Consider the following 26,278-nt stretch of genomic DNA (forward strand, 5'->3'; position numbering starts at 1 on the left):
CACTTTGAATCCCACGCTCTGCAAATAATCGGTTACTTGTAACTCACACTGACCATTTTTACTAATAAAAAACTCCCCTATTCCAAAAATAAGGGAGTTATTATCAGTTACTTAATTAATCCTTTTTCAATCATCTGATCGATCGCTTTGCAAATGGCTATTTTAACATGTGAGTACGTTAGACCACCCTGTACAAAAGCGGTATATGGCGGTCTTAACGGACCGTCAGCCGTTAATTCGATACTCGCTCCCTGGATAAACGTTCCGGCAGCCATGATTACATCATCCTCATATCCAGGCATATAGGCAGGATATGGCGTCACATGAGAGTTAATTGGTGAAGCGAACTGAATCTGCTGACAGAACAGCACCATCTTATCTCTGTCATGGAATTGGACTGATTGGATTAGATCTGTTCTTGGTTCGTTCCATGTAGGTGAAGGGTTAAATCCCCATTTTTCTAACATAGCTGCTGTAAAGATTGCTCCTTTTAAGGATTGTCCAACAACATGCGGAGCCAGGAAGAATCCTTGGTACATTTCCAATAAACTGTACAAGGAAGCACCCGCCTCAGCACCAATACCCGGTGTTGTTAAACGATATGCGCATCGTTCTACCAAATCAGCTCTACCGGCAATATAACCACCCGTTTTCGCTAAACCGCCGCCAGGATTTTTAATTAAGGAACCAGCCATTAGGTCCGCACCAACCTCAGTAGGCTCCATTTTCTCAGCAAACTCTCCATAGCAGTTATCAACAAAGACAACGACATCCTGTTTGATAGCTTTTACAAACTGAATCATTTCCTTGATTTCTGCAATTTTAAATGATGGGCGGTTATCATAGCCTTTTGAGCGTTGAATTCCAATTACCTTCGTATTTGGTTTAATGGCTTTTGCTACTGCATCAAAGTCAACATACCCATCTTCCTTTAAAGCGACAGATTGATAGGATATTTGATATTCCTTTAAGGATCCTATACCACTTCCGCGTATGCCAACAATCTCTTCAAGCGTGTCATATGGCTTTCCAGTGATGTATAAAAGCTCATCTCCAGGGCGTAACACGCCGAAAAGGGAAGTTGAAATAGCATGTGTTCCAGATATGATTTGCGGGCGGACAAGTGCCGCTTCGGCTCCAAATACATGAGCAAACACCTTTTCCAATGTATCTCTTCCCATATCATCATACCCATAACCTGTTGATGGATTAAAATGGGCATCACTAACCTGATTTTCCTGGAAGGCTTTCAATACCTTCGCTGTATTAAAGTCTACATTTTCTTCGATTTCTAAAAATCTTTCAGCAATCATTTTTTCAGTATCCTGAACAGTTTCTTTAATTCTCTCACCGTTCTTTAATTGTTCAAACATGTTGTATTCCTACTCCTACTCATAATTTATAATAATTCCCATGATTGCATGGTCTGCTAAAGCAAGTCCCTTTAGATGATAGGTCTCATTGCTTTCATGAAACTCGGTTGATTTAACGATTGTCTCATCCTTTAACCGGGCTATAATTTTCCCTTCATTAGCTGGAATCATTACGGAATATGGTTCCATAAAGCTTTCAACCAATTTTTCCATTTCTAAAAGGAGTTGTTGAATCCCTTCATCCTGACGAGCAGATATATGAATGGATTTTTCCTTGGATGTCGGTACAAATTCAGAATGGGCGGCATCTTTTTTGTTATAGACAATCAATTGAGGAATATCCTCAGCACCCAAATCCTCGATAATTTTTTGAACGGTCTTCTCATGATTATAAGCATCAGGATGAGAAGAATCCACTACATGTAAAATGGCATCGGATTCTGTCACTTCTTCAAGCGTGGATCTAAATGCCGCAACAAGGGAGGTAGGTAAATCCTGAATAAATCCAACAGTATCACTGATAAGGACCTTGTATCCAGATGGAAGAAGACATTCCCTGGTCATCGGATCAAGGGTAGCGAACAGTTGATTTTCCTCATAAGAATCCGCTTCAGCCAGACGGTTAAACAAGGTTGATTTACCGGCATTCGTATAGCCAGCCAATGCAATTTGGAAACGATTATTTCGTTTTCTGCGCGCTCTGTAACGTTCCCTATGCTTAACAACTGAATCCAACTGCCTTTTGATCTCATCCAAGCGACGTCGAATGTGGCGTCTGTCAGATTCCAGTTTGGTTTCCCCCGGTCCCCTCGTTCCAATACCGCCGCCGAGTCTTGATAATTCAGTACCTTGCCCCGCCAATCTTGGCAGCATATATTGCAATTGGGCTAACTCTACTTGCATTTGACCTTCGCGAGAACGCGCACGTTGAGCAAAAATATCTAAAATCAACTGGGTACGGTCAACGATTCTAGTTCCCAGCTCTTTACCTAGATTTCGTATTTGACTGGGAGACAATTCATCGTTAAAGATTACGACATCCGGTTCTATCTCTTCAACTAATGCAATAAGCTCCTCGACTTTCCCTTTTCCGATATATGTAGCAGGATGAGGCTTAACTCTCTTTTGAGACACTAATACAAGAGCCTGCCCTCCGGCAGTTTCCGTTAGTGATTCAAGTTCCTCCATAGAGGATTCAAATCGACTGTCATCAATATCTTCTCGCTGACAACCAACTAGTATAGCTTTTTCATATGTTTCTTCCATTATGTCACTTCCCTCAATAGTTCACTATTCTTCTTATCATACCAAAAAAATCACCCGTTCCAAACACTGTATTCAAATGATATGATAAATTAGCCAGATTTTAAATGATTATTTGAATTTTATTTAAGGAGAAAAAGAAAAAAGTATGACATGGGATGTATTAAGCATTATCGGAACAATCGCTTTTGCGATTAGCGGAGCCTTAGTGGCAACAGAAGAGGAATATGACTTATTTGGCCTTTATTTACTCGGATTTGTAACAGCCTTTGGGGGAGGTGCCATTCGCAATTTGCTGCTCGGGATCCCAATAATCCATATTTGGGAACAAAACGGATTATTTTTTATCGCATTCATTTCTATAACTATTGTTTGTTTATTTCAGCATTCGCTTTTAAAGCATTGGAACAGGTGGGGGAATTTTTTTGACGCTATCGGTTTAAGCGCATTCGCTGTACAGGGCGCTTTACTAGCAACGGAAATGAACTTACCGCTTATTGCGGTTGTATTTGCTGCTATCCTGACAGGAAGTGGCGGCGGTATCGTACGAGATGTCCTCGCAGGCAGGAAGCCAATACTGTTAAGATCTGAGATTTACGCAATTTGGGCAGGTATTGCAGGTCTCTTAATCGGCCTCGGAGCGATGACATCCAACCTTGAATTATACCTTTTATTTATTATTATTACCTTTTTACGAATGCTTTCTTATCTATACGAATGGCATTTACCTGTTGTTAAAAGAAGTTACTGATTAAGAGTTACTACATAAATATCCTACTAATCCACTTTCATAGATTCGTATTTATATAGGATAAATGATAAGGGCCTTGCTGTTTTCTTAGCAAGGCTCTTTAATCTGTATTGATGATTATCTTAAGTGCCATACTCCACAACTGGCATGAATCCTTTTACCTCATAATCAGAAATCTCTATAAATGAAAAATTATGACGATGAAAAATAGCTCTGATTTTAGAAGAGAACTCCCTCTTATACTCAAGAATGCGTTTTGTTGTTTCAAATTCCCATACACATAGTTTATTTTCTTCTATAAATAAGCCGTATTTGTAGGTAAGTGCAAAGGTAATTAAATTTCCTGTATCAAAAGGAATTTTCATCGTTTTTTCTTCTTCAAGCTGCTCGTTTAGTATTACTAACTCATTTCTCTCCGAGTTGATACAAGCATAGGGCTTATAACGAGTAACCAGAGGGTCATAGAGAAGATCATATTGGATAGCATTGTTATAAAAAGACTTTAAACCACTGAATGGAGATACACAGTTCAATATATTTACTCCAGCACCCTTTCCATATACACCTTGATCTCCATATGTACATAGAACGCCATCTTTGTAAGGAAATAACTCATGAATATGTGAACCAACCTCAAATTCAGATACAAATTTACCCGTTAATGAATAAAAAGATAGAGTCGTATTGTATAAAAGACAGAAATGGTCTTTTGTGAATCGAATAATATGGTGACCCTTGGGAAGAGTTAAAATAAGTTCTCCGTTTAATTGAACCGTATTTTCACCGGTGTTTTTTAACAAAACAATCAAATCTTCTTTTTTACAATCTGCATCAATTATTACCTGTTTGCTTGTAAATATAATTTCTTCTATCAAATTCATCTCGTTTAACCTTCTACTCTCATTCCACTTCTCGATCTTTATGGCAAGAGATTGTTAATATAAAATCTACCATTCCAACCTATGCAACTAACTAAAATTTACCACAAAATCTAAATTATTAATAGATTACTTAGACGTGGTAGTTCGTTAATTCCCTGCGTTTGATTTTAGTATTCTAACCTACTAATAATCACCATCTTAGAAATATTTCATTATGACTATTTCTCAAAAAAACAAATGCCCCAAAAGCTTTATGACAGCTTACGGGGCACTCATATTTATTCGTATCTCTTACTCAAACGTATCGAACACTAGGTCATCACTTCGGATGGTCATTAATTCCCGACGTTCATATTGATCCGACAGCAAAAGACGCATTGCCTGAGTTCTGATTGATTTTTCTATTACATTCCTTACATATCTACCATTGGAAAAGGATTTAAGATGTAGAACATTTGTTAAATAATATAGATGATCGCGCAGTTTTCTTTCCGCGTCCAGACTATAAACGTATTGCCTGGCACTTAACATTCGGTTCCCTATATCCATTAATTGATCAACCGTGTAATCCGGAAAATCAATGACAATCGGAAAACGGGATTGCAGGCCTGGATTCAAGGTTAAAAAATACTCCATTTCCCGTGAATATCCGGCAAGAATAAGAATAAATTCATGCTGCCGATCCTCCATATGCTTTACCAATGTATCAATCGCTTCCTTACCAAAATCCTTTTCACCACCCCTTCCCAAAGAATAGGCTTCATCAATGAAAAGAATACCCCCAATTGCCTTTTTGATTAAATCTCTCGTCTTTTGAGCTGTGTGTCCTATATATTCTCCTACAAGATCTGCCCGCTCAGCCTCGATTAAGTGGCCTTTGCTCAAGACATTCATCTTTACAAATAAATCTCCTATAAGCCGTGCGACCGTCGTTTTTCCAGTACCGGGATTACCTTTAAACATCATATGAAGCGCCTGTTTTTCAGCCTTAAGGCCAGCTACTTCCCGTTGTTTATTCACATAAATCCATGCATAAATTTCCTTTATAACTTTTTTCATTTCCTCCATGCCTACGAGACTATTCAATTCAGCTTCAATTTCTTTTAGGGCTATATGATGAGAAGGTATATCCTTTGGTAATGGAGGAACATTTAGAATCGGCTTAACCTGAGCCTTTGCTTGACCATTTTTCAATACAACATTAATTTGCCCATTATTTCTCACTCGCATTGGCTGTTGCTCCATTTGATCACCTCTTTAATGAAGCCGTGTCCCCCCTTTTTTACCTAACACATTCGACAAAGTGAAGGCAAAATAGACAAGGGCACCCCTGAAACTACAATATAAATTTATTTTTTACCAATAAAGGTGTGCCTGATTGTCACATACTGCGATTGCCCGGAAAATAATTATATTTCCTCTCCTTATTTATATTCCGGGCACCCTCCATACAGAATGAAAAAATCAGTTAAATAAAAAACAGACTCACCGTAGAGGGAGTCTGCCGTACTTATCCTTAACCTTCAAGGTCAACTTGTACATTTTTTTGAGGAGCAAATGTTGAAATCGCATGTTTGTAGACCAGTTGATGTTTACCCTCTGTTTCAATTAAGACTGTAAAATTATCAAACCCTTTTATCAGTCCGCGTAACTGAAATCCATTAAGTAAAAAGATTGTTACATATACATTTTCCTTACGCAATTGATTTAAAATTTGATCTTGAATATTGATTCCTTGTTTCATTTTTTTGCCTCCTCTTTTCTCTCTATAGTTTATCTATTCGCCTTTAAAGCGAGCATTCCTGCCACTTCAAGCGATATTTCTTCAGAAATTTTTTCGAAATCAGCCAAATTGGTCATATCAAACCAGTGAACATCCATCTTATTTCGGAACCAAGTAAATTGTCTTTTTGCAAACCGACGGGAATTCCGCTGTATTTGAGCTATAACATTTTCTCGTGTTTCAGTTCCTTCAAAGAGTCCCTCAAATTCCTTATATCCAATTGCTTGCATGGATTGTGCATCTTTTAATCCTTTTGCATATAGTTTTCTGACTTCCTCTTCAAGACCCTGCTGCATCATTGCTTCCACTCGTTCATTGATCCTTTTATATAAAAGATCGCGGTCCATCGTTAATCCAATCAAAGCCACATCATATAATAATGTTCTCTCTGTGGATTGTTCCTGTTCACTGAAACGCTTTCCTGAATCATAAAATACCTCTAAAGCACGGATAACTCTTTTTGTGTTATTAGGATGTATTTTTTCTGCAGCAACGGAATCAATCTCAACAAGTGTTTGATAAACAGCATCAGGCCCTTCTTGTTCAATTCGTTCTTCCAGCTCTTCTCGAATATTAGGATTTGCTGTGGTTTCAGGGAACTGGTAATCATAGAGGACGGATTGAATATACAAACCGGTACCACCCACTAATATAGGAAGCTTTCCCCTATTCGTTATATCATTAATCTTCTGCTGCACTTCTTGCTTAAAATCATAAACATTATAGGATTCAGATGGTTCCCTGCAATCAATTAAATAATGAGGAATCCCTTCCATTTCGTCCTTTGTAACTTTAGCAGTTCCTATATCCATACCCTTAAAAATCTGTGCTGAATCGCCACTTATAATTTCACCATTGAACTTCTTGGCCAAATTGATTGATAATTTGGTTTTTCCCACTGCCGTTGGTCCAATAATCACGACCAATTTCTGTTTTTCCATTTATGCTTCACACTGCCCTATTCATTTTTTTCTTATCTTAACATAAATCATTATAATCTGAACATGAGCGAGTAACATCTAACCAGTATAGTCAGTTTAAATGGTCTTTATTCAATTCTTTTTTCACACTTTTATTATTTTTAAATAATTTTCAGATGAACTTTAACCTTAAGATAAGTTCTATTAATACTAACCCTATAATTAAGGTGCTTCAGTAATCAATCATATAACAATTACCTAATCAATATTTATTATAGAGGTTTCATACATTTGAAGGCGTAAACGATATTACGCGCAGCAAATTGCTGAGGATGGAGAAAGGTATCCTACATATATAGAAATGAGGAGATTGTTTTCATGCTCCGGTTCATACAGGTGTTAACCGGCTTACTTACGTTTTTCTTATTGGGTTATATTTTTTCATATAGAGTCTTCTCCTTGGTGCAATTACTTTTTGTTTATTTATTCGTCCTATTTTTAATAACCGGTATTAGAGAACTTTATAACTATAAGACTTTTATAGGATCCATGTATGTTCTTGTCTCGCTTCTTCTTTTCTTATTTTTTATCCACAGATGAAATAGCGGGTTCAATATGACCACTGGCATCTCGATTCCATAGGAAACTTACAAACCCATCTAATTCTTCACGTTGGAAAGTTCTTTCTACAAGGCTTACATTTATCTGTAAGATCCTGAATTTAAATCTACAATAGTTACTTTAAAATAGATTAATAATATAAAATCATTTCAATTTAACGGTATAATAGGTATTAATTAGGTTGTTTCTCTCCATGTAAAATTGCAAAATCAATGCTAATTCTCATGATGTTTTTTTAAACTTTTGATGTAGTTTTACTTAACTTCAGTAAAGTGGTAACGATTATTTTAGAAGGAGTTCAATTCCAAAAAAAATGTTAAGGAAGTGATGGTTTTGGGAGAACAACTAAAGCTCGATAAAAACCAATGGGATGACAGTCATCGTCCATGGGCTCTCCCGAATTTACCTTGGACAATGAAGCAGACATGGAGCGATCTTTTATTTGCCCATTATCCAATTAAATATGAGGTATTACGAAAGTTAGTACCTGAAGTGCTCCCTTTGGATTCATATAATGGCATATGCTGGATTGGGGTTGTACCGTTTCGTATGTCGGGTATTAGACTCCGGGGATTACCCCCTATTCCAGGAACAGATCAATTTCCTGAGCTAAATGTTCGTACATATGTCATTCTCGATGGAAAGCCAGGTGTGTACTTTTTTAGTTTGGATGCTTCCAATTGGCTTGCTGTAAAAGGGGCTAGAACACTATACCACTTACCGTATTGGTACACTGATATGGAGATCCAGACTAATGATACAAACATTGAATTTAAAAGTAAGAGACTACATGACCATGAAATCGAGTTAGCCTGTAGCTATAGACCAATTTCAGAACCATTTCAGGCAGCTAAAGGGTCTTTCGAGGAATGGATGGCCGAGCGTTACTGCTTTTATACCTTAAATTTATCAGGAGTACCGCTTCGCTGTGATATTTTACATGACCCTTGGGTATTACAAGAGGCAGAAGCAGAATTCAGTAAGAATTCCGTTCTATCCAAGCAAGGTATTGATATTAATGGTGAAATGCCTATATTTCATTTTGCAAAAAAAATTGAGGTGCGTGCTTGGCCTTTGGTTCACCATTTCACTAATCGTTTCAGTACATAGAATAGTATAAGGTCTCAGTGCCATGGACTAAAATACTGACTCCTTTTATACACATCTCCTTAGAGCCAAATAAAAAGAGATTCCCTCATCCTTTGTTAGATGCTGAAATCTCTTTTTATGTTTAAATTGTTCTATTTTATCCTTCTTTGTTTTCGTCATTCTTGTACTCAAATCAATTGTATATAGGCCGCCCCGTAGAGTCTCAGGATTGCGCTTGCCTTCCCTCTCCAATTTCAACCTATATTTTTTAGCCCGACTTTTACTCATAACTCTATACACCTCAATTTTTTACAGGATAGGATTAGTATACACAAATTTAGGGAAAAAGACATTAAGCAGCGTTTCTAATGAGAGGTCTTTAATTTATTTTCAAACCAATCACTGAAATGTTGTTAGTTGAAGAAATATACCTTAAAATGTAAACAAGTTGTCGTTTAGGAGGAATGAGTAATGGAAGAACAAAACAAAGGAATACATAAATATAAAAAATACATCGATTCAGCCAAAACCTATTTAAATAATACAAAAAAATCAAATGAGCTATTAGATGAAGCAACTACGAAATCAAATACAAACAAAAATGCACTGGAAGAGGTATGGGACAATCTTCAATTACTCATCACCATGTTTCGCTCTTGGGTAAAGGGTGATTATAAAGAGATTCCTAAAAAATCGATTATTTCTATAATCGCAGCCATTATCTATTTTGTATCACCTATTGATTTTATCCCTGATTTTATTGTAGGTCTTGGTTTTGCTGATGATGCAGCCATTATCGGATTTACGATTAAGCAAATAACTGAAGATCTCGAGAAATTCAAACTATGGCAAGCGAAGCAAGAGCAAACTATTGATATTGAGTAATTAAAAAGGTGTCTGATCAGTATGATAGGCTGATTTGACACCTTTTTTGATTTTCAAGATTGATTTCTCGGGTCCTGGTTAATACATATATGCGATTTACATAAAAACATAAGCAGCTGCTTAGAGAGAATCAACCCTGCAAGTAATGGTACCTGCTCATAAATTAAATTCCCTAAGATGACTACCTTTCAGACACTTTTACCCCGGTATAGGCTGGTCATAGGTGGAGGATAGCTGCTTTCCTCCATACTTCACCCACCTTTCAGACACCTTTACCCCGGTATAGGCCGATCATAGGTGCCTCATAGCTGGGATATAGCTGCTTTCCTTCATACTTCACCTACCTTTCAGACACCTTTACCCCGGTATAGGTCGGTCATAGGTGCCTCATAGCTGGGGGATAGCTCCTTTCCTCCATACTTCACCTACCTTTCAGACACCTTTACCCCGGTATAGGCCGGTTATAGGTGCCTCATAGCTGGGAGATAGCTCCTTTCCTCCATACTTCACCTACCTTTCAGACACCTTTACCCGGTATAGGCCAGTCATAGGTGCCTCATAGCTGGGGGATAGGCCCCAAAAAAGCGCAGCTTAGGAGCTTTTTTGTATCCAAACTTATATTATAAACACAAAAAAAGCGGAGGAAAACGACTTGTTCCCCCGCTTAATTAAAGTTTAATGCATTTTTATTTACTTACTACATTACATAACCCGTTTAAACATTTTCTCCAGCTCATAAATCGAATAATGAACGATAATTGGACGGCCATGCGGGCATGTGAATGGATCATTTGTATGACGCAATTCATCCAGTAATGCACTGATTTCATCATTACGCAAATGCCGGTTGGCTTTAATTGACCCCTTACAGCTCATCATAATTGCCGCTTCCTCACGCAATTTCTTGATATCCACCTTTTTCATCGTTAATACTTGGTGGACCATTTCATCGATGATCGTTTCTTCCATGCCTGCTGGGAACCAGGTTGGATGGGCGCGGACAATATAACTATTTAATCCAAATGGTTCTAAAAATACTCCGACCGCTTCCAGCTCTTCTTTATGTTCTTCCAGCTTCACAAACTCATCTGTTGAATACTCCAGTGTCATCGGTACCAACATTTCTTGCAGTTCTTTGTTGACCTCTCCCACCTTATGCTTGAAGAACTCATACTTAATCCGCTCTTGGGCAGCATGCTGGTCAATCATATAGAGCCCTTGTTCATTTTGGGCCAAAATATACGTTCCATGCAGCTGTCCAATCGGATATAAAGGCGGAATTCGGCTTTCTTGCATGTCCTGATTGTCTTGAATCGGCTCTAATTCCTCTTCTTTTTGCTCTACGATCGTTCCGACACGTTCGGAACCCGCTTCTGAACTGATAAACGGTTCAGTTTCTACCTGTTCTTCTACTGATTCCCTTCCAGGCTCGTTCAACTCGATAGGACTAGGAGCCTCGAATTCCCGCTTCGGCTGTTCAATCTCAGGCGGATCATAAATCACTGAAAATCCTTCAGTTGCCTTTACCATTGGAGGAGTCTGCTTTGGCGCCTCAGGCCGCTTGGCTCTTTCCTCCGTAAACGTAAATTGAGCTTGTTCCGTTTTTGCTTTTTCCTCACGTTTAACAGGAGCGCCTGTCGGAATTAATGTCTCTTTTTTAAACGTATTCCGGATGGCCTCGCTAATTAATGTCATCAGCTCTTGCTCTTTACTGAAACGAACCTCCATTTTGGAAGGATGCACATTCACATCAACCAATAAAGGATCCATTTCAATATTGAGCATCGCAATTGGATAACGTCCAATAGGCAATAAAGTATGGTACCCTTCCATGACTGCTTTGGCGATTAAATAATTCTTAATAAATCTTCCATTTACCAAAATGGTCATATAGTTACGCGAAGCCCTCGTCATTTCCGGATGTCCGGCATAGCCTTTTATTGAAAAATCAAGTGTTGATGCTTCAAACGGCAGCATTTTTTGAGCAGTTTGTATCCCATATATCCCGGCAAGCACCTGAAGTGGATTGCCGTTGCCTGATGTTTGTAATAAGGTACGGTCGTTGTGAACCAGCTTAAACGATACATCCGGATGCGACAGTGCCAGCCTATTTACGACATCGGTTATATTCCCAAGCTCTGTATGAACGCTTTTAACATATTTCAGACGAGCCGGTGTATTAAAGAACAGTTCACTCACCGTTATATCGGTTCCTTTACGGCTTGAATAGGACTCATGAGTAAGGACCTTGCCGCCCTCGAGTAAAAGACGGGTTCCAGGTCCATCACCTGTTGAGGTCTTTAATTCGAATTTGGAAACAGAAGCGATTGAAGGCAATGCCTCACCCCGGAAACCTAGCGTACGAATTCTGAATAAATCGTTTTCGTCCTTTATTTTACTGGTCGCGTGCCTGTGAAAAGCATTGAGGGCATCGTCCTCTTCCATCCCTTCCCCATTATCAATAATGCGAATGGATTCAAGACCGGCTTCCGTAGCATAAATCTCAATTACCGTACTGTTAGCATCTATTGAGTTTTCCACTAACTCTTTTACAACAGATGCAGGTCTCTCTACTACTTCTCCGGCAGCGATTTTATTGGATAATAGATCATCTAACAGTACAATTTTCCCCATATCGTTCTCTCCTTCCTACTTTAATTTTTTCTGTAATGTATATAAGGCGTTTAAAGCTTCTAAAGGATTCATCTCTAATATAGATAAGGATTTAAGCTCTTCCGCTACCTTCCACTCTTTTGAGTGTCGGGATGATGAAGTCGTTTTTTCCTTTTTATCTTCTGTGAAAAAGGATAATTGCGCCTGTTCACTGACAATTTCAGCATCAGTTTCAGTTTTTACAGGCGGCGTAGGTTTTGGTTGCTTGTCCCCTTGTTCAAGGACGTTTAATATCTCTTGCGCTCGCTTAATCACCGTCTCCGGCATTTCCGCAAGCTTGGCAACATGAATACCATAACTGCGATCAGCAGGTCCATCGACTACTTTATGAAGGAAAATGACTGTGCCATTTTGCTCAATTGCACGAACATGTACGTTACTCAGCTTGCTGAGTTGATCAGCTAGAGCTGTTAACTCATGATAATGCGTGGAGAAGAGGGTAGCTGCACCAATATGATGATGAATATATTCTATGATTGATTGGGCCAATGCCATTCCATCATAGGTTGACGTTCCTCTTCCGATTTCATCGAATAGAAGCAAACTGTTTTCTGTTGCATTCGTAATCGCATGGTTCGCTTCAAGCATTTCGACCATAAAGGTACTTTGTCCTGATATCAAATCATCTGCTGCACCGATTCTCGTAAATACCTGATCGAATATTGGCAGGATTGCTTCGTCTGCAGGTACAAAGCAGCCGATTTGGGCCATAATCGCTGTCAAGGCAACCTGGCGCATATACGTACTCTTACCGGACATATTTGGTCCAGTAATTAATAAGATTTCCTTCTTTTTATCCAAGAAGCAATCATTCGGTACATATTCCTGTGCTTTTAAAACCTTTTCTACGACTGGATGTCGGCCATTTTTTATACTCATTTGACGTGTATGAGAGAATTGTGGTTTTACATAGTGGTAACGTTCACTAATAGTAGAGAAACATTGTAAAACATCCAATTCACTGATTTCCATCGCTAATTTTTGCAGACGAGGTATATAATCTTTAATTTGATCACGTAATTCACAGAACAAATCGTATTCCAGACCTGTACTTTTTTCCTCTGCTTCGAGGATGATTGTTTCTTTTTCTTTTAATTCTGGAGTGATATAACGTTCTGCATTTGCAAGAGTTTGTTTTCTGTCATATCGATCATCATTCAGAAGGTGGAGATTTGCCTTTGTTACTTCCAAGTAATAACCAAATACACGATTATAACCAATTTTTAGAGAACGGATACCTGTTCTTTCTCTTTCCTTTTGTTCCAACTGAGCGATCCAGGTTTTCCCGTTCTTGGAAGCATCGCGATAACGATCTAAATCTTCGTTATACCCTTCGCGAATAATGCCTCCCTCTTTAATGGAAATCGGCGGGTTCTCATGCAGCGCCTGCTCGAGTAAATCCGTCACTTCTTCACACGGATCCATCCGGGATGCGATTTCTTTAGCCGTATCAATAGGCAGCCTTCCAATCACATCAATAATAGCCGGTACTTGCTGCAGGGAACGCTTCAGCTGCAATAAATCCCGTGCATTTACATTGCCATAGGAAACACGGCCTGTTAAACGTTCCAAATCATACACTTCATGTAATAGCTCACGCAGCTCTTCCCGTTCAAAAAATTGATTCATAAATGTTTCAACCATCGATAACCGAGCTTCTATTTCAGATTCGCTGACTAATGGGCGTTCAATCCATTGCTTTAGTCTTCTGCCGCCCATGGCCGTCTTGGTTTCATCAAGAAGCCATAAAAGAGAGCCTTTTTTACCTTTTGAACGAATAGTTTCCGTGAGCTCTAAATTTCTTTTTGAATAGTAATCAATTTTTAAATATTGTTCCGTTTCATATAATTCAACTGGTTGAATATGTTCAATCGTCCTCTTTTGAGTACGCTGTATATAATTGAGCAAACGGGCTACCGTATGCTTTAGGTCTTTTTTCGGAAGCTCACTTACCAAATGGTTAAACTCTTCCTTCGGTTCCGAGTCGGCTTCATAAGAAATCGTGACAATCCCTCTGTCTTTTAATAACACTTCTTTTTCTTCACCGAAATCTGGCTGAACCACAACTTCTTTAGATCCTATAACGGAAACTTCATTTAACACATCTTTAAAATTGGAAAAATGGGTTACTCGATTTTCGCCAGTCGTTAAATCAATATGAGCCACTCCAAATCCCAAGCCATCTATGGAAGAAATAGTCGCAAGATAGTTATTCTCTTTTTCGGCGAGACTCTTTCCTTCCATCACCGTACCTGGAGTAATTAATTGGACAACTTCACGTTTAACGACTCCTTTTGCCGCTTTTGGGTCCTCTGTTTGTTCGCAAATGGCCACTTTAAAGCCACGATCTACCAGTGTTTCAATATAAGACTGCGCTGAATGATAAGGAACCCCGCACATGGGAATCTTTTGTTCTCCTCCACCATTCTTCGCTGTTAAGGTTATCTCCAATTCTTTTGATGCCTTAATGGCATCCTCAAAGAACATTTCATAAAAATCACCGAGACGGAAAAACAAGAATGCATCTTGATAATCTGCCTTTATACTCAAGTACTGTTGAATCATAGGAGTATAGGTTGCTACTGCCATTTTCCCAAAACCTTTCTTTCAATCAAATATATAATAGAAGTATTATATCATAGGAGCCAAGCTCATCTAACAACAAAAAAACTAGAGAGTTTTTCTCTCTAGTTACTTAATCCCGCTTGCTTTTGCTTTTTTTCCTGTCTGATTCATAGGAGCTGGACTCTTCACTGGATGACTCACTATGATCAAGGAAATCAGGATTAATTTCCTCCAGTTCGTCATCATCTACCTCAAGCTCCCAGCTTTCCTCATCGGTGTCTGCATTTTCCCTGATTGAAACAGTTACTTTTGTTTCACCAATAATCTCCACTAAAAATTCACGTTCAACATGAACAGAAATTTTTTCACCATCTGGAGTTATTAGACATTCAATACAATTCGGTTGTTGAACCACTTTGGCTATGACTTCATTATCATCATAGACTGTTTGGTCCCGATACTTTAATTTGATGGTATCTTTATACGGAACCTTTTCTGTTCTGACTTCTGTCTTTGTATTATTGCAATATGAATACCAAATATTGATATCATAATATCCTGCAATTTCTACCTTTTTACCATGTTTCTTAGCTTCGTACGTATGATTAATAATCCAGCAGCCCAGTATACTGGTAGGATCGTTGTCTGGACAAACCGTATGATTTGCCTTGGTAAACTTACGCCCCTTTGCCACTACTGCCTTCGTGATAATTTCTCTATATTGCGACATACAAGGTTACCCTCCTCAACCATTTTCATTTCATCCTATGCATGATAAATGTCTAGCGTGCAAATTAATTATCAGTTCAACAAGGATTGCATGCTACAGTTTATGCCCATGCTGAAGAAAGGTGACCTTGATTTAAAAATAGGAGCAAGTTATGCGGAATTCTTCTATAATAGTATGAAGAAGGATCCTGCTATTTACAGGATCCTAATACTTTCTTTAAACTGTTTTGTTTGTCGATCTTTTATACATATATTGCTGCCATTGAAAACGAATAAAGCAGCCTATACAAAATCCCAGGATAGCAACGAATGATGCAATAGCAACCATGGCCGTAAATACATATCCAGCAATCATCCAATCAAGCATATAACTGATCAGGCCGCCTGCAAGACAAATAACAGCGATCACTTGATTAAATTGTTGCTGAGCCCACTCTTCCGGGATATAATCAGAAATTATTTTTCTTAAAAATAATTTACCTGCTTGCATGATTGGATTGAATCCAAAGACTAAACCCATAATTCCTGCAAATAAAGGCAGTGCTAAAATCCATTCAACACCTGTTACCCAAGTAGCGACCACGCTAAGAAAAATCACCCATTGGTTTAAACGTACCAATGGTCTCGGAACTGTGCGGACCGTTTCTCCCATTATTTCACACCTCTCCAATATGTTTTATATGTTATTTTTCATCTTACTCTGTTTAACCATAAATGGGAAAGTATAAGAATTTAATTAAATTATATTTCTCATCAATACTTTTAGTCATTAATTGTATTTAGAGGAAGAATCATGAACCATTCTAATTGACAGCAAGGAAGTTGATAAAGGATAATAACTTTCCCATTCATTTTGTAAACGAACTAGTTCGATAGTAGATTTTTTATAAACTTGATAATTTTATACTCTAATTAAAAGAACATAAATAAGAATACCTGCTTCTTAATTGAGAATCTCCTTGCTGCCTCTCTTGCTTGCTTTATTTCTAAAGGTAAAACCCCTACCTGTAAGAGCTCTCTCACAATGAATTAAATAAGCATCCTTTCACTAAATCTCCTTTTATTTATAATTATTTTAAATAAATAGTAGTTTTTAATTGATAATATTATAAAAAATAAATATAATAGGTTTATCATACGAAAAAGGTGGTATAAATAATGTCCAAAAAATTAACAACTAGTTGGGGAGCTCCTGTAGGAGATAACCAGAATTCCATCACAGCTGGAAGACGCGGACCAACTTTAATTCAAGACGTACATTTATTAGAAAAATTAGCTCATTTTAACAGAGAACGTGTACCTGAGCGTGTAGTACATGCAAAAGGCGGCGGAGCACATGGTTATTTCGAGGTTACAAAGAATTTAACTGAATATACAAAAGCTGCTTTCTTATCTGAAGTTGGCAAAAAAACTCCTTTGTTCATTCGTTTCTCTACAGTTGCAGGTGAACTTGGTTCTGCTGATACATTACGTGATCCTCGTGGATTTGCAGTAAAACTTTATACTGAAGAAGGTAACTACGATATCGTTGGTAACAATACTCCTGTCTTCTTTATCCGTGATGCAATCAAATTCCCTGATTTCATACATACACAAAAAAGAGATCCAAAAACACATTTGAAAAACCCTAATGCTGTTTGGGATTTCTGGTCACTTTCACCAGAATCTTTACATCAAATAACGATTCTTATGTCTGATCGTGGTATTCCTGCTACTTGGCGTCATATGCACGGATTTGGTAGCCACACGTTCAAATGGACGAATGCTGAAGGTAAATCTGTATGGGTTAAATACCACTGGAAAACAGAACAAGGGGTAAAAAATCTATCTACTGATTTGGCTGCTGAGCTTGCAGGTACAAATCCAGACTACCATATCGAAGACTTACACAATGCAATTGAAGCTGGCGATTATCCTGCATGGAAATTATGCGTACAAATCATGCCGCTTGAAGATGCCAACACATATCGTTTCGATCCATTCGATGTAACAAAAGTTTGGTCTCAAAAAGACTATCCTTTAATCGAAGTTGGCCGCATGGTATTAGACAGAAATCCAGAAAACTATTTTGCAGAAGTAGAACAAGCTACATTCTCTCCTGGTAATTTTGTTCCTGGTATTGATGTATCACCGGATAAATTGTTGCAAGGTCGTTTATTCGCTTATGCAGATGCTCACCGTTACCGTGTGGGAGCAAACCATAATCACTTACCAGTCAACCGTCCTAAAGTTGAAGTAAATAACTATCAACGTGACGGCCAAATGAACCCAAGTATAAATGGCGGTTCTTCTGTCTACTACGAGCCAAACAGCTTCGGAGGTCCACAAGAATCTCCTGAAGATCAACAAGCAACATTTGAAGTGGAAGGCTATGCTGCAAGCACTTCTTATGATAATGATGATTTCTACACTCAAGCTGGTGATCTTTACAGATTGTTAAGCAGTGAAGAACGCGCTAACCTGGTTAACAACATCGTTGGATCTATGCAAGGTGTGACTGTACCTGAAATTATCGAACGTCAAATCCAGCATTTCTACAAAGCTGATCCTGAATACGGAACACTTGTAGCTGCAGGACTTGGTTTAACAGTAACTGAAGAAGTTTAATAGAATAATTTAATCGTATTTTACGTTCTCAATTAAGTTTAAGGTACTGCTATACGCAGTACCTTTTTTAAATAAAGACACAATTTCCCCTTCTCCTCCAAGTTTTTAAGTAGTATTTTTTAGCCAAGTAAGGACTCGAATGAAATAAAACGGCTCAAACCAGCTAATCACAAAGAACACAATAAAAAAAGAACTGAGTGAAATGAATTTTAACCAACCTTCTTCCTGTTTTGCAATCGCCACAAAACTGAAGACTATTCCAACTACAAAAGAAAGACTTCCTAAAAGAAATAAAAGTTCCACATGTTTTTCTATACCTGCGGTTAAACCGAATAATATCAGCCCTGCTATCATCATTCCCATCGACCATAAACTGAATTTTCTCAACACTCCACCTCCATTCATAAGAGTATCACCATTTGGAATAATATTACAAAACGTTTTCCATTTAGATTTCATTTAAATTTAATAACTCGGAAAATAAAGATCTGTAAAATTTAAGATCAAAATTAATAACCTTTCTCCTTCATCTTGAACACATACACTATATGATAAGGTTAATCAGATTTCTAAGGCTTAATTATTAAACAAAACATTACAGATACTAAATAAATATCTCTTAAAAGAATTGATTATTAATATATAGTTCAAATTTACCATTTATTTGAAAATTATGTCGATTGCCTCGAAAACTAATTTATAATCAGATATGAGGCCTATATCTTGGCCATATCAAACAAAAGGGGAGCGGTATATGAAGTTTCGATTGAAGTTTTCTCGTATGTTGGCCATTATGACAATGGTTGTTGCGCTTGCTGGAACATTGCTTGCGCCGGCAGTCGATGCAAAAACATCTGATCGCCAGAATGAAGCACGTTTTATTCAGGAACTGGGCGTTTCGTCCCAAAGTATGAAGAAACAGAAATCCATATCTAGAATTGATGCAGCTGCTCTGATGGCGCGTGCATTAAAACTCGATAGCCAAAAAGCTCCAAAGACAAGCTTTACGGATGTGCCAAAATCGTCCCAAAAAGCTGTAAACTCATTAGTCTATGCCGGTATTCTTGATGGGAAAAGCAAGAATAAATTTGGCAGCTATGAGCCCTTAACTCGTGGGGAGCTTGCTGTTTGGATTGCGAAGGCTTTCGATTTGAAAGGAAGCACAGTAACAAACTTCTCTGATGTACCTGCTAAACACGCTGAAAGAATCGGTTCTATCCTTCTATACGACATCGCTGAAGGTATTTCCGATACTGAATTTGGTTATAACCAAAAGGCTAGCTTATCCGAGCTTATTTCCATGCTGCAACTAGCCCTAAAAGCCCCAGATTATCAGTTGCGTGTTCTTCATGTGAACGATACACATGCTAATATTGAAAATACACCAAGACAAATAACCGCAATTAATGAACATCGCAATGGAAATACGAATAATCTTCTTCTCCATGCTGGTGATGTATTCTCTGGCACCCTTTATTTTAATGAATTTAAGGGACTAGCCGATCTTGAATTGATGAATCTTGCCGGATTCGATGCTTTTACCTTTGGTAACCATGAATTTGATCTTGGCACTGAGACCTTGCTGCCATTCGTTCAAAGCGCTGAGTTCCCATTTGTGAGTGCAAATGTTGACTTCAGCGATGATGCCCTCATGAAAAGACTTCAGAATAACACATATACTGCTAAACCACATGATGGAAAAATATACGACGGTATTATTAAAAATGTAAACGGTGAGAAAGTTGGTATTTTCGGCTTAACGACCGCTGAGACTACCAGTATCTCTAGTCCTGGTGATGTTAAATTCGAAGAATATATCAATTCAGCCAAAGCCTCCGTTAAAGCATTCAAGAAACAAGGAGTCGATAAAATCATCGCCCTTACCCATATTGGCTACAATGACGGCGGCGGTGACAATGACCTTGAGCTTGCTAATCAAGTCGAAGGCATTGATATTATTGTTGGCGGCCACTCTCATTCACAGCTGAATGAGCCAGTCGTTGTAGATAAATACAAAGAACCGACAGTTATCGTCCAAGCAAACGAGTATTCCAAATATCTTGGTGAGCTTGATGTGAGCTTTGATAAAAAAGGAAAAGTTATTGCCTATGATGGCGAACTGATTAGCATTGATGCTAAGAACACAGAAGGATCTTATATCTTTGCTGAAGACCCGGCAGCAGCTCAAATCCTAGCGAAGTATAAGCCTATTGTTGACGCAAAGAAAAAACAAGTTGTCGGAACAACAGCTGTCGATCTGATTGGTGGCAATCCTGCTGCAAGGACAGGCGAAACAAATCTTGGCAACTTGATTGCTGATGGAATGCTCGATAAGGCAAAAGCCATCAACCCAAATACTGTCATCGCCCTACAAAATGGCGGCGGTGTCCGGACAACCTTAAAGGCAGGACCAATCACTTTAGCTGACGTTATGACAGTCCTCCCCTTCAGCAATGCACTCGCAATCATGGAAATAAGCGGAGCGGAATTGAAAACAGCTCTTGAACATAGCGTTAGTGCTGCTCCAAGCGCTAGCGGCGGATACCTGCAGGTCGCAGGCATGCGGTTTATCTATGATAGCTCTAAACCTGCTGGCACACGCGTGCAATCAGTCGAAATAAACCAGAATGGCGAATATACATCACTCGTGGATACACAGAACTACTTCGCTGCTACGAACATCTTCACTGCCAAAGGCGGGGATGGCTATTCTGTCTTTGCTGATATTTATGCAGATGGACGCGTAAGCGAACCTGGCTTCGTTGATTGGGAAATTTTCTCCGATTACATCCAGTCCTTCCCTGAACAAACTGTTTCACCTAATGTTGAAGGCAGGATTATTGATTTAGCTAATTAAGATAAAGCTATTCGAGATAAAGAATATTAAAGGCATCAGTTTAAGACTGATGCCTTTTTTCAATGAATTTTACATTAATTTTGTTAACCTGAAATAAGTTTGCTGAAGGGACATGCCTTTTTACTTATTCCATAAATACCCATTTTAACTTTATAATGAGATAGGATGTTCAATATATTAAATAAATCGAGATAGGATGCGGTGATTATGGATTATATTAATTATACTGAGATTATCTTGAGGTACGCTCTCCTGGCGTTTTCCTTTTTTTGCGTTTATGCAGTAACCAGGCAAGGGAGTAAAAGCGAGCGTTATGCAGCACTATTAATCTACCTAGCTACCTTTGGCTTGTATACGTTCTTAATTATTGCTGAAGTGATTACCCCCTCTGAAGATGCGAACATTGGATTAGGCTTTTCTATATTGCTAATGGGATTTGTGAGCATCGCAGGAATCATCTTAGCAGGCATCATCTACCTGGTGAGGAGAATTAAATCCCGTTAATCGATTTACATCACTATTATTTTTTCAGATTACTAGTTTATCTATTTAAGGTGCACTCAGCAGAAGATAGTAAATAACTAAAAGTATTGATGAAAAAATAAAAAAACTATTAACTTGGATGATGCAAAAATAAAACCTGTAAAGAAGCGTGAAAAAAGAAGCTCCCACCCTTACTTGAAAGATACCCCCGGATAGTGGCACTTTTTTTATCAGTGTCCGCTATCCAGAGTATCGTTCATGTTCTGAATGGAAGCTTCTTTTCTATTTTTTGTTTACCTTTTTAATTAATCAATTTCAGAGGAATCCCAATCCAAGAATGTCTTTTGAACAATGGATTGAACATTTTTACCTCCGCCATTATTTTGTACATCTTCTATTAACAGTGCCATGACAGCCTTCGGATTTTTTTGATCATAGGCTACGAATAACCCATTTTCAATACCTTCTTCTCCTTGTGTGCTTTTCAGCTCAGCTGTACCTGTCTTACCTGCTAATTCCAGTTTAGGTGTGTTTGCAGCCTTTCCTGTGCCGCTTGTAACAACCTTCCTCAAGTCAGTTTTCAATGTTTTAGCCTGTTCAGCAGTAATAAAAGAATCATGCCAAACGGCAGTTTCAGTATCAAGGTAAAGACGAGGCTTCATCAATTTTCCATCATTGACAATTGTACCGTAAATACTGGATAAATGAACCGCACTCATTAATACTTCTCCTTGACCATAGCCAGTATCAGCTAATAATTTACTGCTCTCCAATTTGCCGCTATTTGAATATTGTGATGCGCGGACTGGATATTCGAGCGGGAATTTTTCTTCGCCAATCCCTAATTCCTTAAATCCATTAATCAAATCAGTCTCACCAATCGAAAGAGCTGTCTGTGCGAAATAAATATTATCTGAGATTTGTAAGGCAGTTTGAAGATTAACAGGTTTTCCTGGATCGCTTACTCTTGTAATAGAGGCATTTCCCCATTCTTTCCCTTTAGACCATTTTAAGCCTTTAATATTCAGCTGTTTTTCTGGGTCAAGCTTACCCGTTTTTAAACCAATTGCTGCAATAATCGGCTTGATCGTTGAACCAGGTGAATAAGCGGCCGCAAATCGATTTAACAATGGCAGTTTTTTATCATTTTCCAGCTGACTATACTTCTCTGAGCTAATTCCCAGTACAAAGTCGTTTGGATTAAACGACGGAGAACTTACAAGCGCCAATACATCTCCTGTATTTGGATGTACCGCAGCAAATGTCCCCGCAGCTCCCTTCATATTTTGAAATGCTTGTTTTTGTAATTCACCATCCAATACTAACCTAAAGCTTTCCCCATCCTCTGCTTCTGTTTCAGCAATGACTATAGGGTCATCTTCGCGGTTAATATAAATCGTATTGCCATCTTTCGGGCGCAGTTTATCCTCTAATAATTGCTCAAGCCCTCTTTTGCCAATTATACTGTCATTTGAATAGCCCTTATCTTTATTTTTCTCTAGCTCTTCAGCAGTAATAGTACCTACATATCCTGTCAAATGGGCTGCACTTTCACCATATGGATATTCCCGAATCTCTTTTTCTTGGAAACTGACACCATTAATAACTTTTAATTTTTCAATCAGCTCTGTTTGGTTATTTTGGATTGTTTTAATTGGCACAAAATAACCTGGCTGAACCCAGCTTTGATTAAGCTGTTTATCAATATAGTCATTGCTAAGATTCAATAATTTTGTTAACTCAGCTTTTTTGGATTCATCAAACTTCTCTGGTGTTATACCTACAGTTTGAGCAATTCCATTTATCGCAAGTCCATTTCCATTACGATCAAGGATTTCGCCCCTTTTACCAGTTGTCGTTTTAATCCCAATCTTATCGTCTGGCTGAAGTTCAGGGAAAATATAAGTTGTATCCCAGTCTACATACCAATTCTCTTCCTTATCCTTCGTTTCAAGCTTCATGGTTACTTCTTTTTCAAATTCAATCGGTCCTGCAAGGGAATTCATTTTTACTTGAATGGGAAGTGTTATACTTTTTTGATCCCTCTTCAGCTCTTTCTCATCCTTGAATTCGCTTTTAACTGATAAATCGGAAATCTCCAGGTCCTTATAGACCTTTTGATATCGATCGACATATTGTTCTTTTTTAAACTTGTCTTTGGCTGAGTCTGCTACATAGTTCGAATACATCTTATCAAATTTCTGATCGTTCCACAGGTTTATGTATTCCTTCAATCGCTCTTCTGGACTGACAGTTTCATTACAACCAGCCAAGATAAGAACCATTAATAACATTCCTATACTTCCCCATATGGTTTTTTTAACCTTCAACGTGAGAGCCCCCTTTCACATACAAGACTATTATACTAAACTAATCAATGATTTTCACAATGTTTCATCTTCAAAATAAAGCTTATAAACAATTTTACTAAAGCGAATAGACAAAAAAACCTTTTAAGTTTAACTACAAAGAGTTAATTTAAAAGGAATTAATTAGAATAAACTATTTTTTTTGTGTATTTTAATTGAAGTTTCATGCTTATATTTTTTTATCAATTTAATAAAATCAGGAAGAGTCTTACAAATATGAGTAGGCTTTGTTCCATACAAGCTCGTTTGAACTGTGCTAAACCATTGAGCTGCGATGGTCGTTACGTGCGCTGAAGCTCCTGCAGCGATATCAGCCTGGCTATCTCCAACAACGATGACCTCAGATGGATCATTATGGAGTAAAAATAGTGATTTCTGTATCCCTTCAGGATCGGGTTTAGGTGCTTTAACTTCATCGCCAGAAATGGTCACATCGAAATAGTCGTATAGATTCAACAACTCTAGTGAGAGTGTTAATGATCTTCTGCTTTTTCCAGTAACAATTCCCAGATTTATATCCATGTCCTTTAAAACATCCAGCATTTCCTGAATTTCTGTTAAGTATTCAAACTCACGATTATGCCCTTTTTCATATAAATCATAAAAATCTTCTATGGCATGCTCCACCTTTTCCTTATTACGTAAATGATTTCTTATAATAACATCCTCAATGGGACCAAATAATTGAATAATCTCTTCATCAGTTAAACTTCTTTGATCATATTTATTAAACACATACCTAAAAGCTTCAAAACTAACAGGTAAAGTATCGGCAATAGTTCCATCAAAATCAAACAGAACGGTCTGGAGACTCACCGTGCCACTTCCTCTCTGTATTAGCCCTATCAATAGTTTATTACCCTTTTTGTAAGAAGGTTAATACAGAACTAAAATAAAGTTTTACTCCCATCAAATGAAAGCGCTTTAAATTTAAATAAAAAAATTATTTATCATATTCATAGGCTTTGTAAATCTCAGTTGCTTCTTCCACAGATATCTGAAATGAATCACTTGCCATTTTCATAAGCCGATCATCATAGACTGCCGGATTATAATTAGGAGCTGTACTGAGATGAGCTTTTGCTTTCTTAATATATGTATGTACGGCTTTTTGTCCAACAGAACTCTCAATCTCCACCTTTTCGTTTACCTTAATTGAACTTTCGCTAGCACTGCACCCTGTAAATAATAATGTTACACCTAATGCGATTAACATCTTTTTCATTATATGGACCCCCCTTCCATTTGCCTACTTTTAGTATAAAAGACTTATAGAAGGAACGTATATACTGTTTTTGAATTTGTCATATTTCATTATTTTCTAAATCAAATTTCAACACATCTCTTAACCCCTATCTTCGCAACAAAAAAGCCCCGAGCTTGGATGTTTATACTCTTAACATTAATAATCGGTTATTAAAAAATCAGCTCTCCCTCTAATAGTTATATCGCCAATTCTATCATTTACCAAATTTGTATAAATCCCTTTCTAGAGGGGTTCAAATGGCAATATTAGTAGATTCCTGATATTGACAACCAATTCTCTTCCATTCTTTTATATAATCGAACCCGTAATAAAAAATTTTAAGGAGAGGAAAGATGAAGAAAAAAATCACATCAGTTATACTCACAACCACTTTACTGCTACCTACAGCCACCGCTTTTGCAGACTATCAATATACGGTTGTCTCCGGTGATACTTTATGGAAGATTGCTGTTAAAACAGAGACAGGAATCAGCGAAATTATTGCAGCCAATTCTCAAATTTCAAATATAAACTTGATTTATCCTGGTCAAAAGATCAATATTCCTACTCAAGACGATGTTAAATCCTATGAGCAAGAAGTTATCAGACTCGTCAATGTTGAAAGAGCAAAACAAGGTTTGCAGGAATTAAAATATGATTGGGAGCTTGCTAGAGTAGCTAGATACAAATCAGAAGATATGAGAGATAATAATTATTTTAGTCACACTAGTCCTGTATATGGTTCACCATTCGACATGATGAAAAACTTTGGTATCAGCTATAAATCTGCTGGTGAAAACATCGCAAAAGGTCAAACAACACCTGAACAAGTTGTAAAGGCGTGGATGAATAGCACAGGCCACAGAGCAAATATTTTAAGCTCGAAGTTTACTCATATTGGTGTAGGTTATGCGAAATCTGGTCACATTTGGACTCAGCAATTTATATCTAAGTAAAAAGAAAGCCTATTTTGGCTTTCTTTTTTCGTTTTCTAAACCTTCCTTTACTTGTCTTAGGGGATAAACTGGCGGGAGAGGTGGGTTTGATACCCGGGGCATAGGTGTTGCATAGGTGTTCGATAGCTGCTTTCCTTCACCTTTGACACACCTTTGCTCCGCCTTTGACCGGGGATACCCGGGGCATAGGTACTGTATAGGTGTTTGATAGCTGCTTTCCTTCACCT

22 protein-coding genes are annotated in these 26,278 nt (G+C 37.9%); 7 read left to right on the top strand and 15 right to left on the bottom strand.

Annotated features, from left to right (window positions below):
• Positions 1 to 107: 107 nt before the first annotated feature.
• Both AC4BHP_RS06310 and hflX read right to left on the bottom strand, forming a co-directional pair.
• Positions 108 to 1,373, bottom strand: coding sequence for a methionine gamma-lyase family protein (locus AC4BHP_RS06310; protein ID WP_066104232.1), 1,266 nt, complete (start codon positions 1,371 to 1,373; stop codon positions 108 to 110).
• A 15-nt stretch (positions 1,374 to 1,388) separates the two neighbouring features.
• Entirely contained in the window at positions 1,389 to 2,639 is a 1,251-nt protein-coding gene (hflX, locus tag AC4BHP_RS06315) for a GTPase HflX (protein ID WP_490551743.1), read from the bottom strand.
• A 145-nt stretch (positions 2,640 to 2,784) separates the two neighbouring features.
• Here hflX and AC4BHP_RS06320 point away from each other — a divergent pair, with 145 nt between their 5' ends.
• Entirely contained in the window at positions 2,785 to 3,387 is a 603-nt protein-coding gene (locus AC4BHP_RS06320; protein ID WP_139891111.1) for a trimeric intracellular cation channel family protein, read from the top strand.
• A 122-nt stretch (positions 3,388 to 3,509) separates the two neighbouring features.
• Here AC4BHP_RS06320 and AC4BHP_RS06325 read toward each other — a convergent pair whose 3' ends face one another.
• The 4 genes from AC4BHP_RS06325 to miaA form a co-directional block, all read right to left on the bottom strand.
• The gene (locus AC4BHP_RS06325) at positions 3,510 to 4,268 is read right to left on the bottom strand and encodes a hypothetical protein (RefSeq protein ID WP_490551744.1); all 759 of its coding nucleotides are present in this window, start codon (positions 4,266 to 4,268) and stop codon (positions 3,510 to 3,512) included.
• Between the two features lie 291 nt (positions 4,269 to 4,559).
• The gene (gene spoVK / locus AC4BHP_RS06330; protein WP_066104245.1) at positions 4,560 to 5,513 is read right to left on the bottom strand and encodes a stage V sporulation protein K; all 954 of its coding nucleotides are present in this window, start codon (positions 5,511 to 5,513) and stop codon (positions 4,560 to 4,562) included.
• 271 nt (positions 5,514 to 5,784) lie between these two features.
• Positions 5,785 to 6,012, bottom strand: coding sequence for an RNA chaperone Hfq (gene hfq, locus AC4BHP_RS06335; RefSeq protein WP_066104248.1), 228 nt, complete (start codon positions 6,010 to 6,012; stop codon positions 5,785 to 5,787).
• 29 nt (positions 6,013 to 6,041) lie between these two features.
• Positions 6,042 to 6,992: a tRNA (adenosine(37)-N6)-dimethylallyltransferase MiaA gene (gene miaA / locus AC4BHP_RS06340; protein WP_490551745.1), complete on the bottom strand. Its 951-nt coding sequence runs from the start codon at positions 6,990 to 6,992 to the stop codon at positions 6,042 to 6,044.
• Between the two features lie 1,014 nt (positions 6,993 to 8,006).
• Between miaA and AC4BHP_RS06345 the strand changes: the two genes are divergently transcribed.
• On the top strand, positions 8,007 to 8,702 hold the full coding sequence (locus AC4BHP_RS06345) for a YqjF family protein (protein WP_490551990.1): 696 nt from the start codon (positions 8,007 to 8,009) through the stop codon (positions 8,700 to 8,702).
• Positions 8,703 to 8,747: 45 nt separating this feature from the next.
• On the opposite strand, the gene brfA is transcribed toward AC4BHP_RS06345, so the two are convergent.
• Positions 8,748 to 8,969, bottom strand: coding sequence for a ribosome rescue factor BrfA (gene brfA, locus AC4BHP_RS06350; RefSeq protein WP_490551746.1), 222 nt, complete (start codon positions 8,967 to 8,969; stop codon positions 8,748 to 8,750).
• A gap of 183 nt (positions 8,970 to 9,152) precedes the next feature.
• Between brfA and AC4BHP_RS06355 the strand changes: the two genes are divergently transcribed.
• Positions 9,153 to 9,566 (top strand): YkvA family protein, encoded by a 414-nt coding sequence (locus AC4BHP_RS06355; RefSeq protein ID WP_066104258.1) that lies wholly within the window; start codon positions 9,153 to 9,155, stop codon positions 9,564 to 9,566.
• Between the two features lie 702 nt (positions 9,567 to 10,268).
• Here the strand turns inward: AC4BHP_RS06355 and mutL are convergent.
• The 4 genes from mutL to AC4BHP_RS06375 all read right to left on the bottom strand — a co-directional run bounded on the left by mutL (position 10,269) and on the right by AC4BHP_RS06375 (position 16,185).
• Positions 10,269 to 12,200, bottom strand: coding sequence for a DNA mismatch repair endonuclease MutL (mutL, locus tag AC4BHP_RS06360; RefSeq protein WP_490551747.1), 1,932 nt, complete (start codon positions 12,198 to 12,200; stop codon positions 10,269 to 10,271).
• Positions 12,201 to 12,215: 15 nt separating this feature from the next.
• Positions 12,216 to 14,828, bottom strand: coding sequence for a DNA mismatch repair protein MutS (gene mutS / locus AC4BHP_RS06365; protein WP_490551748.1), 2,613 nt, complete (start codon positions 14,826 to 14,828; stop codon positions 12,216 to 12,218).
• A 106-nt stretch (positions 14,829 to 14,934) separates the two neighbouring features.
• Positions 14,935 to 15,534 carry an outer spore coat protein CotE gene (gene cotE / locus AC4BHP_RS06370; RefSeq protein WP_066099703.1) on the bottom strand — a complete coding sequence of 200 codons (600 nt, stop codon included), beginning with the start codon at positions 15,532 to 15,534 and terminating at the stop codon, positions 14,935 to 14,937.
• 216 nt (positions 15,535 to 15,750) lie between these two features.
• The gene (locus tag AC4BHP_RS06375; RefSeq protein WP_490551749.1) at positions 15,751 to 16,185 is read right to left on the bottom strand and encodes a DUF4395 domain-containing protein; all 435 of its coding nucleotides are present in this window, start codon (positions 16,183 to 16,185) and stop codon (positions 15,751 to 15,753) included.
• A 503-nt stretch (positions 16,186 to 16,688) separates the two neighbouring features.
• Here AC4BHP_RS06375 and katA point away from each other — a divergent pair.
• A complete protein-coding gene (gene katA, locus AC4BHP_RS06380) occupies positions 16,689 to 18,140 on the top strand; it encodes a catalase KatA (RefSeq protein WP_139063775.1) in 1,452 nt (483 codons plus the stop codon).
• 105 nt (positions 18,141 to 18,245) lie between these two features.
• Here the strand turns inward: katA and AC4BHP_RS06385 are convergent, their stop codons facing one another.
• Positions 18,246 to 18,527: a hypothetical protein gene (locus tag AC4BHP_RS06385; protein WP_490551750.1), complete on the bottom strand. Its 282-nt coding sequence runs from the start codon at positions 18,525 to 18,527 to the stop codon at positions 18,246 to 18,248.
• A 367-nt stretch (positions 18,528 to 18,894) separates the two neighbouring features.
• Here AC4BHP_RS06385 and AC4BHP_RS06390 point away from each other — a divergent pair, with 367 nt between their 5' ends.
• Both AC4BHP_RS06390 and AC4BHP_RS06395 read left to right on the top strand, forming a co-directional pair.
• Entirely contained in the window at positions 18,895 to 20,997 is a 2,103-nt protein-coding gene (locus tag AC4BHP_RS06390) for a 5'-nucleotidase C-terminal domain-containing protein (protein ID WP_257468929.1), read from the top strand.
• Between the two features lie 207 nt (positions 20,998 to 21,204).
• Positions 21,205 to 21,501 (top strand): hypothetical protein, encoded by a 297-nt coding sequence (locus AC4BHP_RS06395; RefSeq protein ID WP_140461352.1) that lies wholly within the window; start codon positions 21,205 to 21,207, stop codon positions 21,499 to 21,501.
• A 284-nt stretch (positions 21,502 to 21,785) separates the two neighbouring features.
• On the opposite strand, the gene AC4BHP_RS06400 is transcribed toward AC4BHP_RS06395, so the two are convergent.
• The 3 genes from AC4BHP_RS06400 to AC4BHP_RS06410 all read right to left on the bottom strand — a co-directional run bounded on the left by AC4BHP_RS06400 (position 21,786) and on the right by AC4BHP_RS06410 (position 25,074).
• Positions 21,786 to 23,810 carry a penicillin-binding transpeptidase domain-containing protein gene (locus AC4BHP_RS06400; protein ID WP_225983686.1) on the bottom strand — a complete coding sequence of 675 codons (2,025 nt, stop codon included), beginning with the start codon at positions 23,808 to 23,810 and terminating at the stop codon, positions 21,786 to 21,788.
• Between the two features lie 162 nt (positions 23,811 to 23,972).
• Complete coding sequence (locus tag AC4BHP_RS06405) at positions 23,973 to 24,665, bottom strand: HAD family hydrolase (protein WP_490551751.1); 693 nt, start codon at positions 24,663 to 24,665, stop codon at positions 23,973 to 23,975.
• Between the two features lie 127 nt (positions 24,666 to 24,792).
• The gene (locus AC4BHP_RS06410; RefSeq protein WP_140461350.1) at positions 24,793 to 25,074 is read right to left on the bottom strand and encodes a putative periplasmic lipoprotein; all 282 of its coding nucleotides are present in this window, start codon (positions 25,072 to 25,074) and stop codon (positions 24,793 to 24,795) included.
• A 374-nt stretch (positions 25,075 to 25,448) separates the two neighbouring features.
• On the opposite strand from AC4BHP_RS06410, the gene safA reads away from it, so the two are divergent.
• Positions 25,449 to 26,051: a SafA/ExsA family spore coat assembly protein gene (gene safA, locus AC4BHP_RS06415; protein WP_139891127.1), complete on the top strand. Its 603-nt coding sequence runs from the start codon at positions 25,449 to 25,451 to the stop codon at positions 26,049 to 26,051.
• Positions 26,052 to 26,278 lie beyond the last annotated feature (227 nt).

This window comes from Pradoshia sp. Z4_20, from assembly GCF_058216035.1.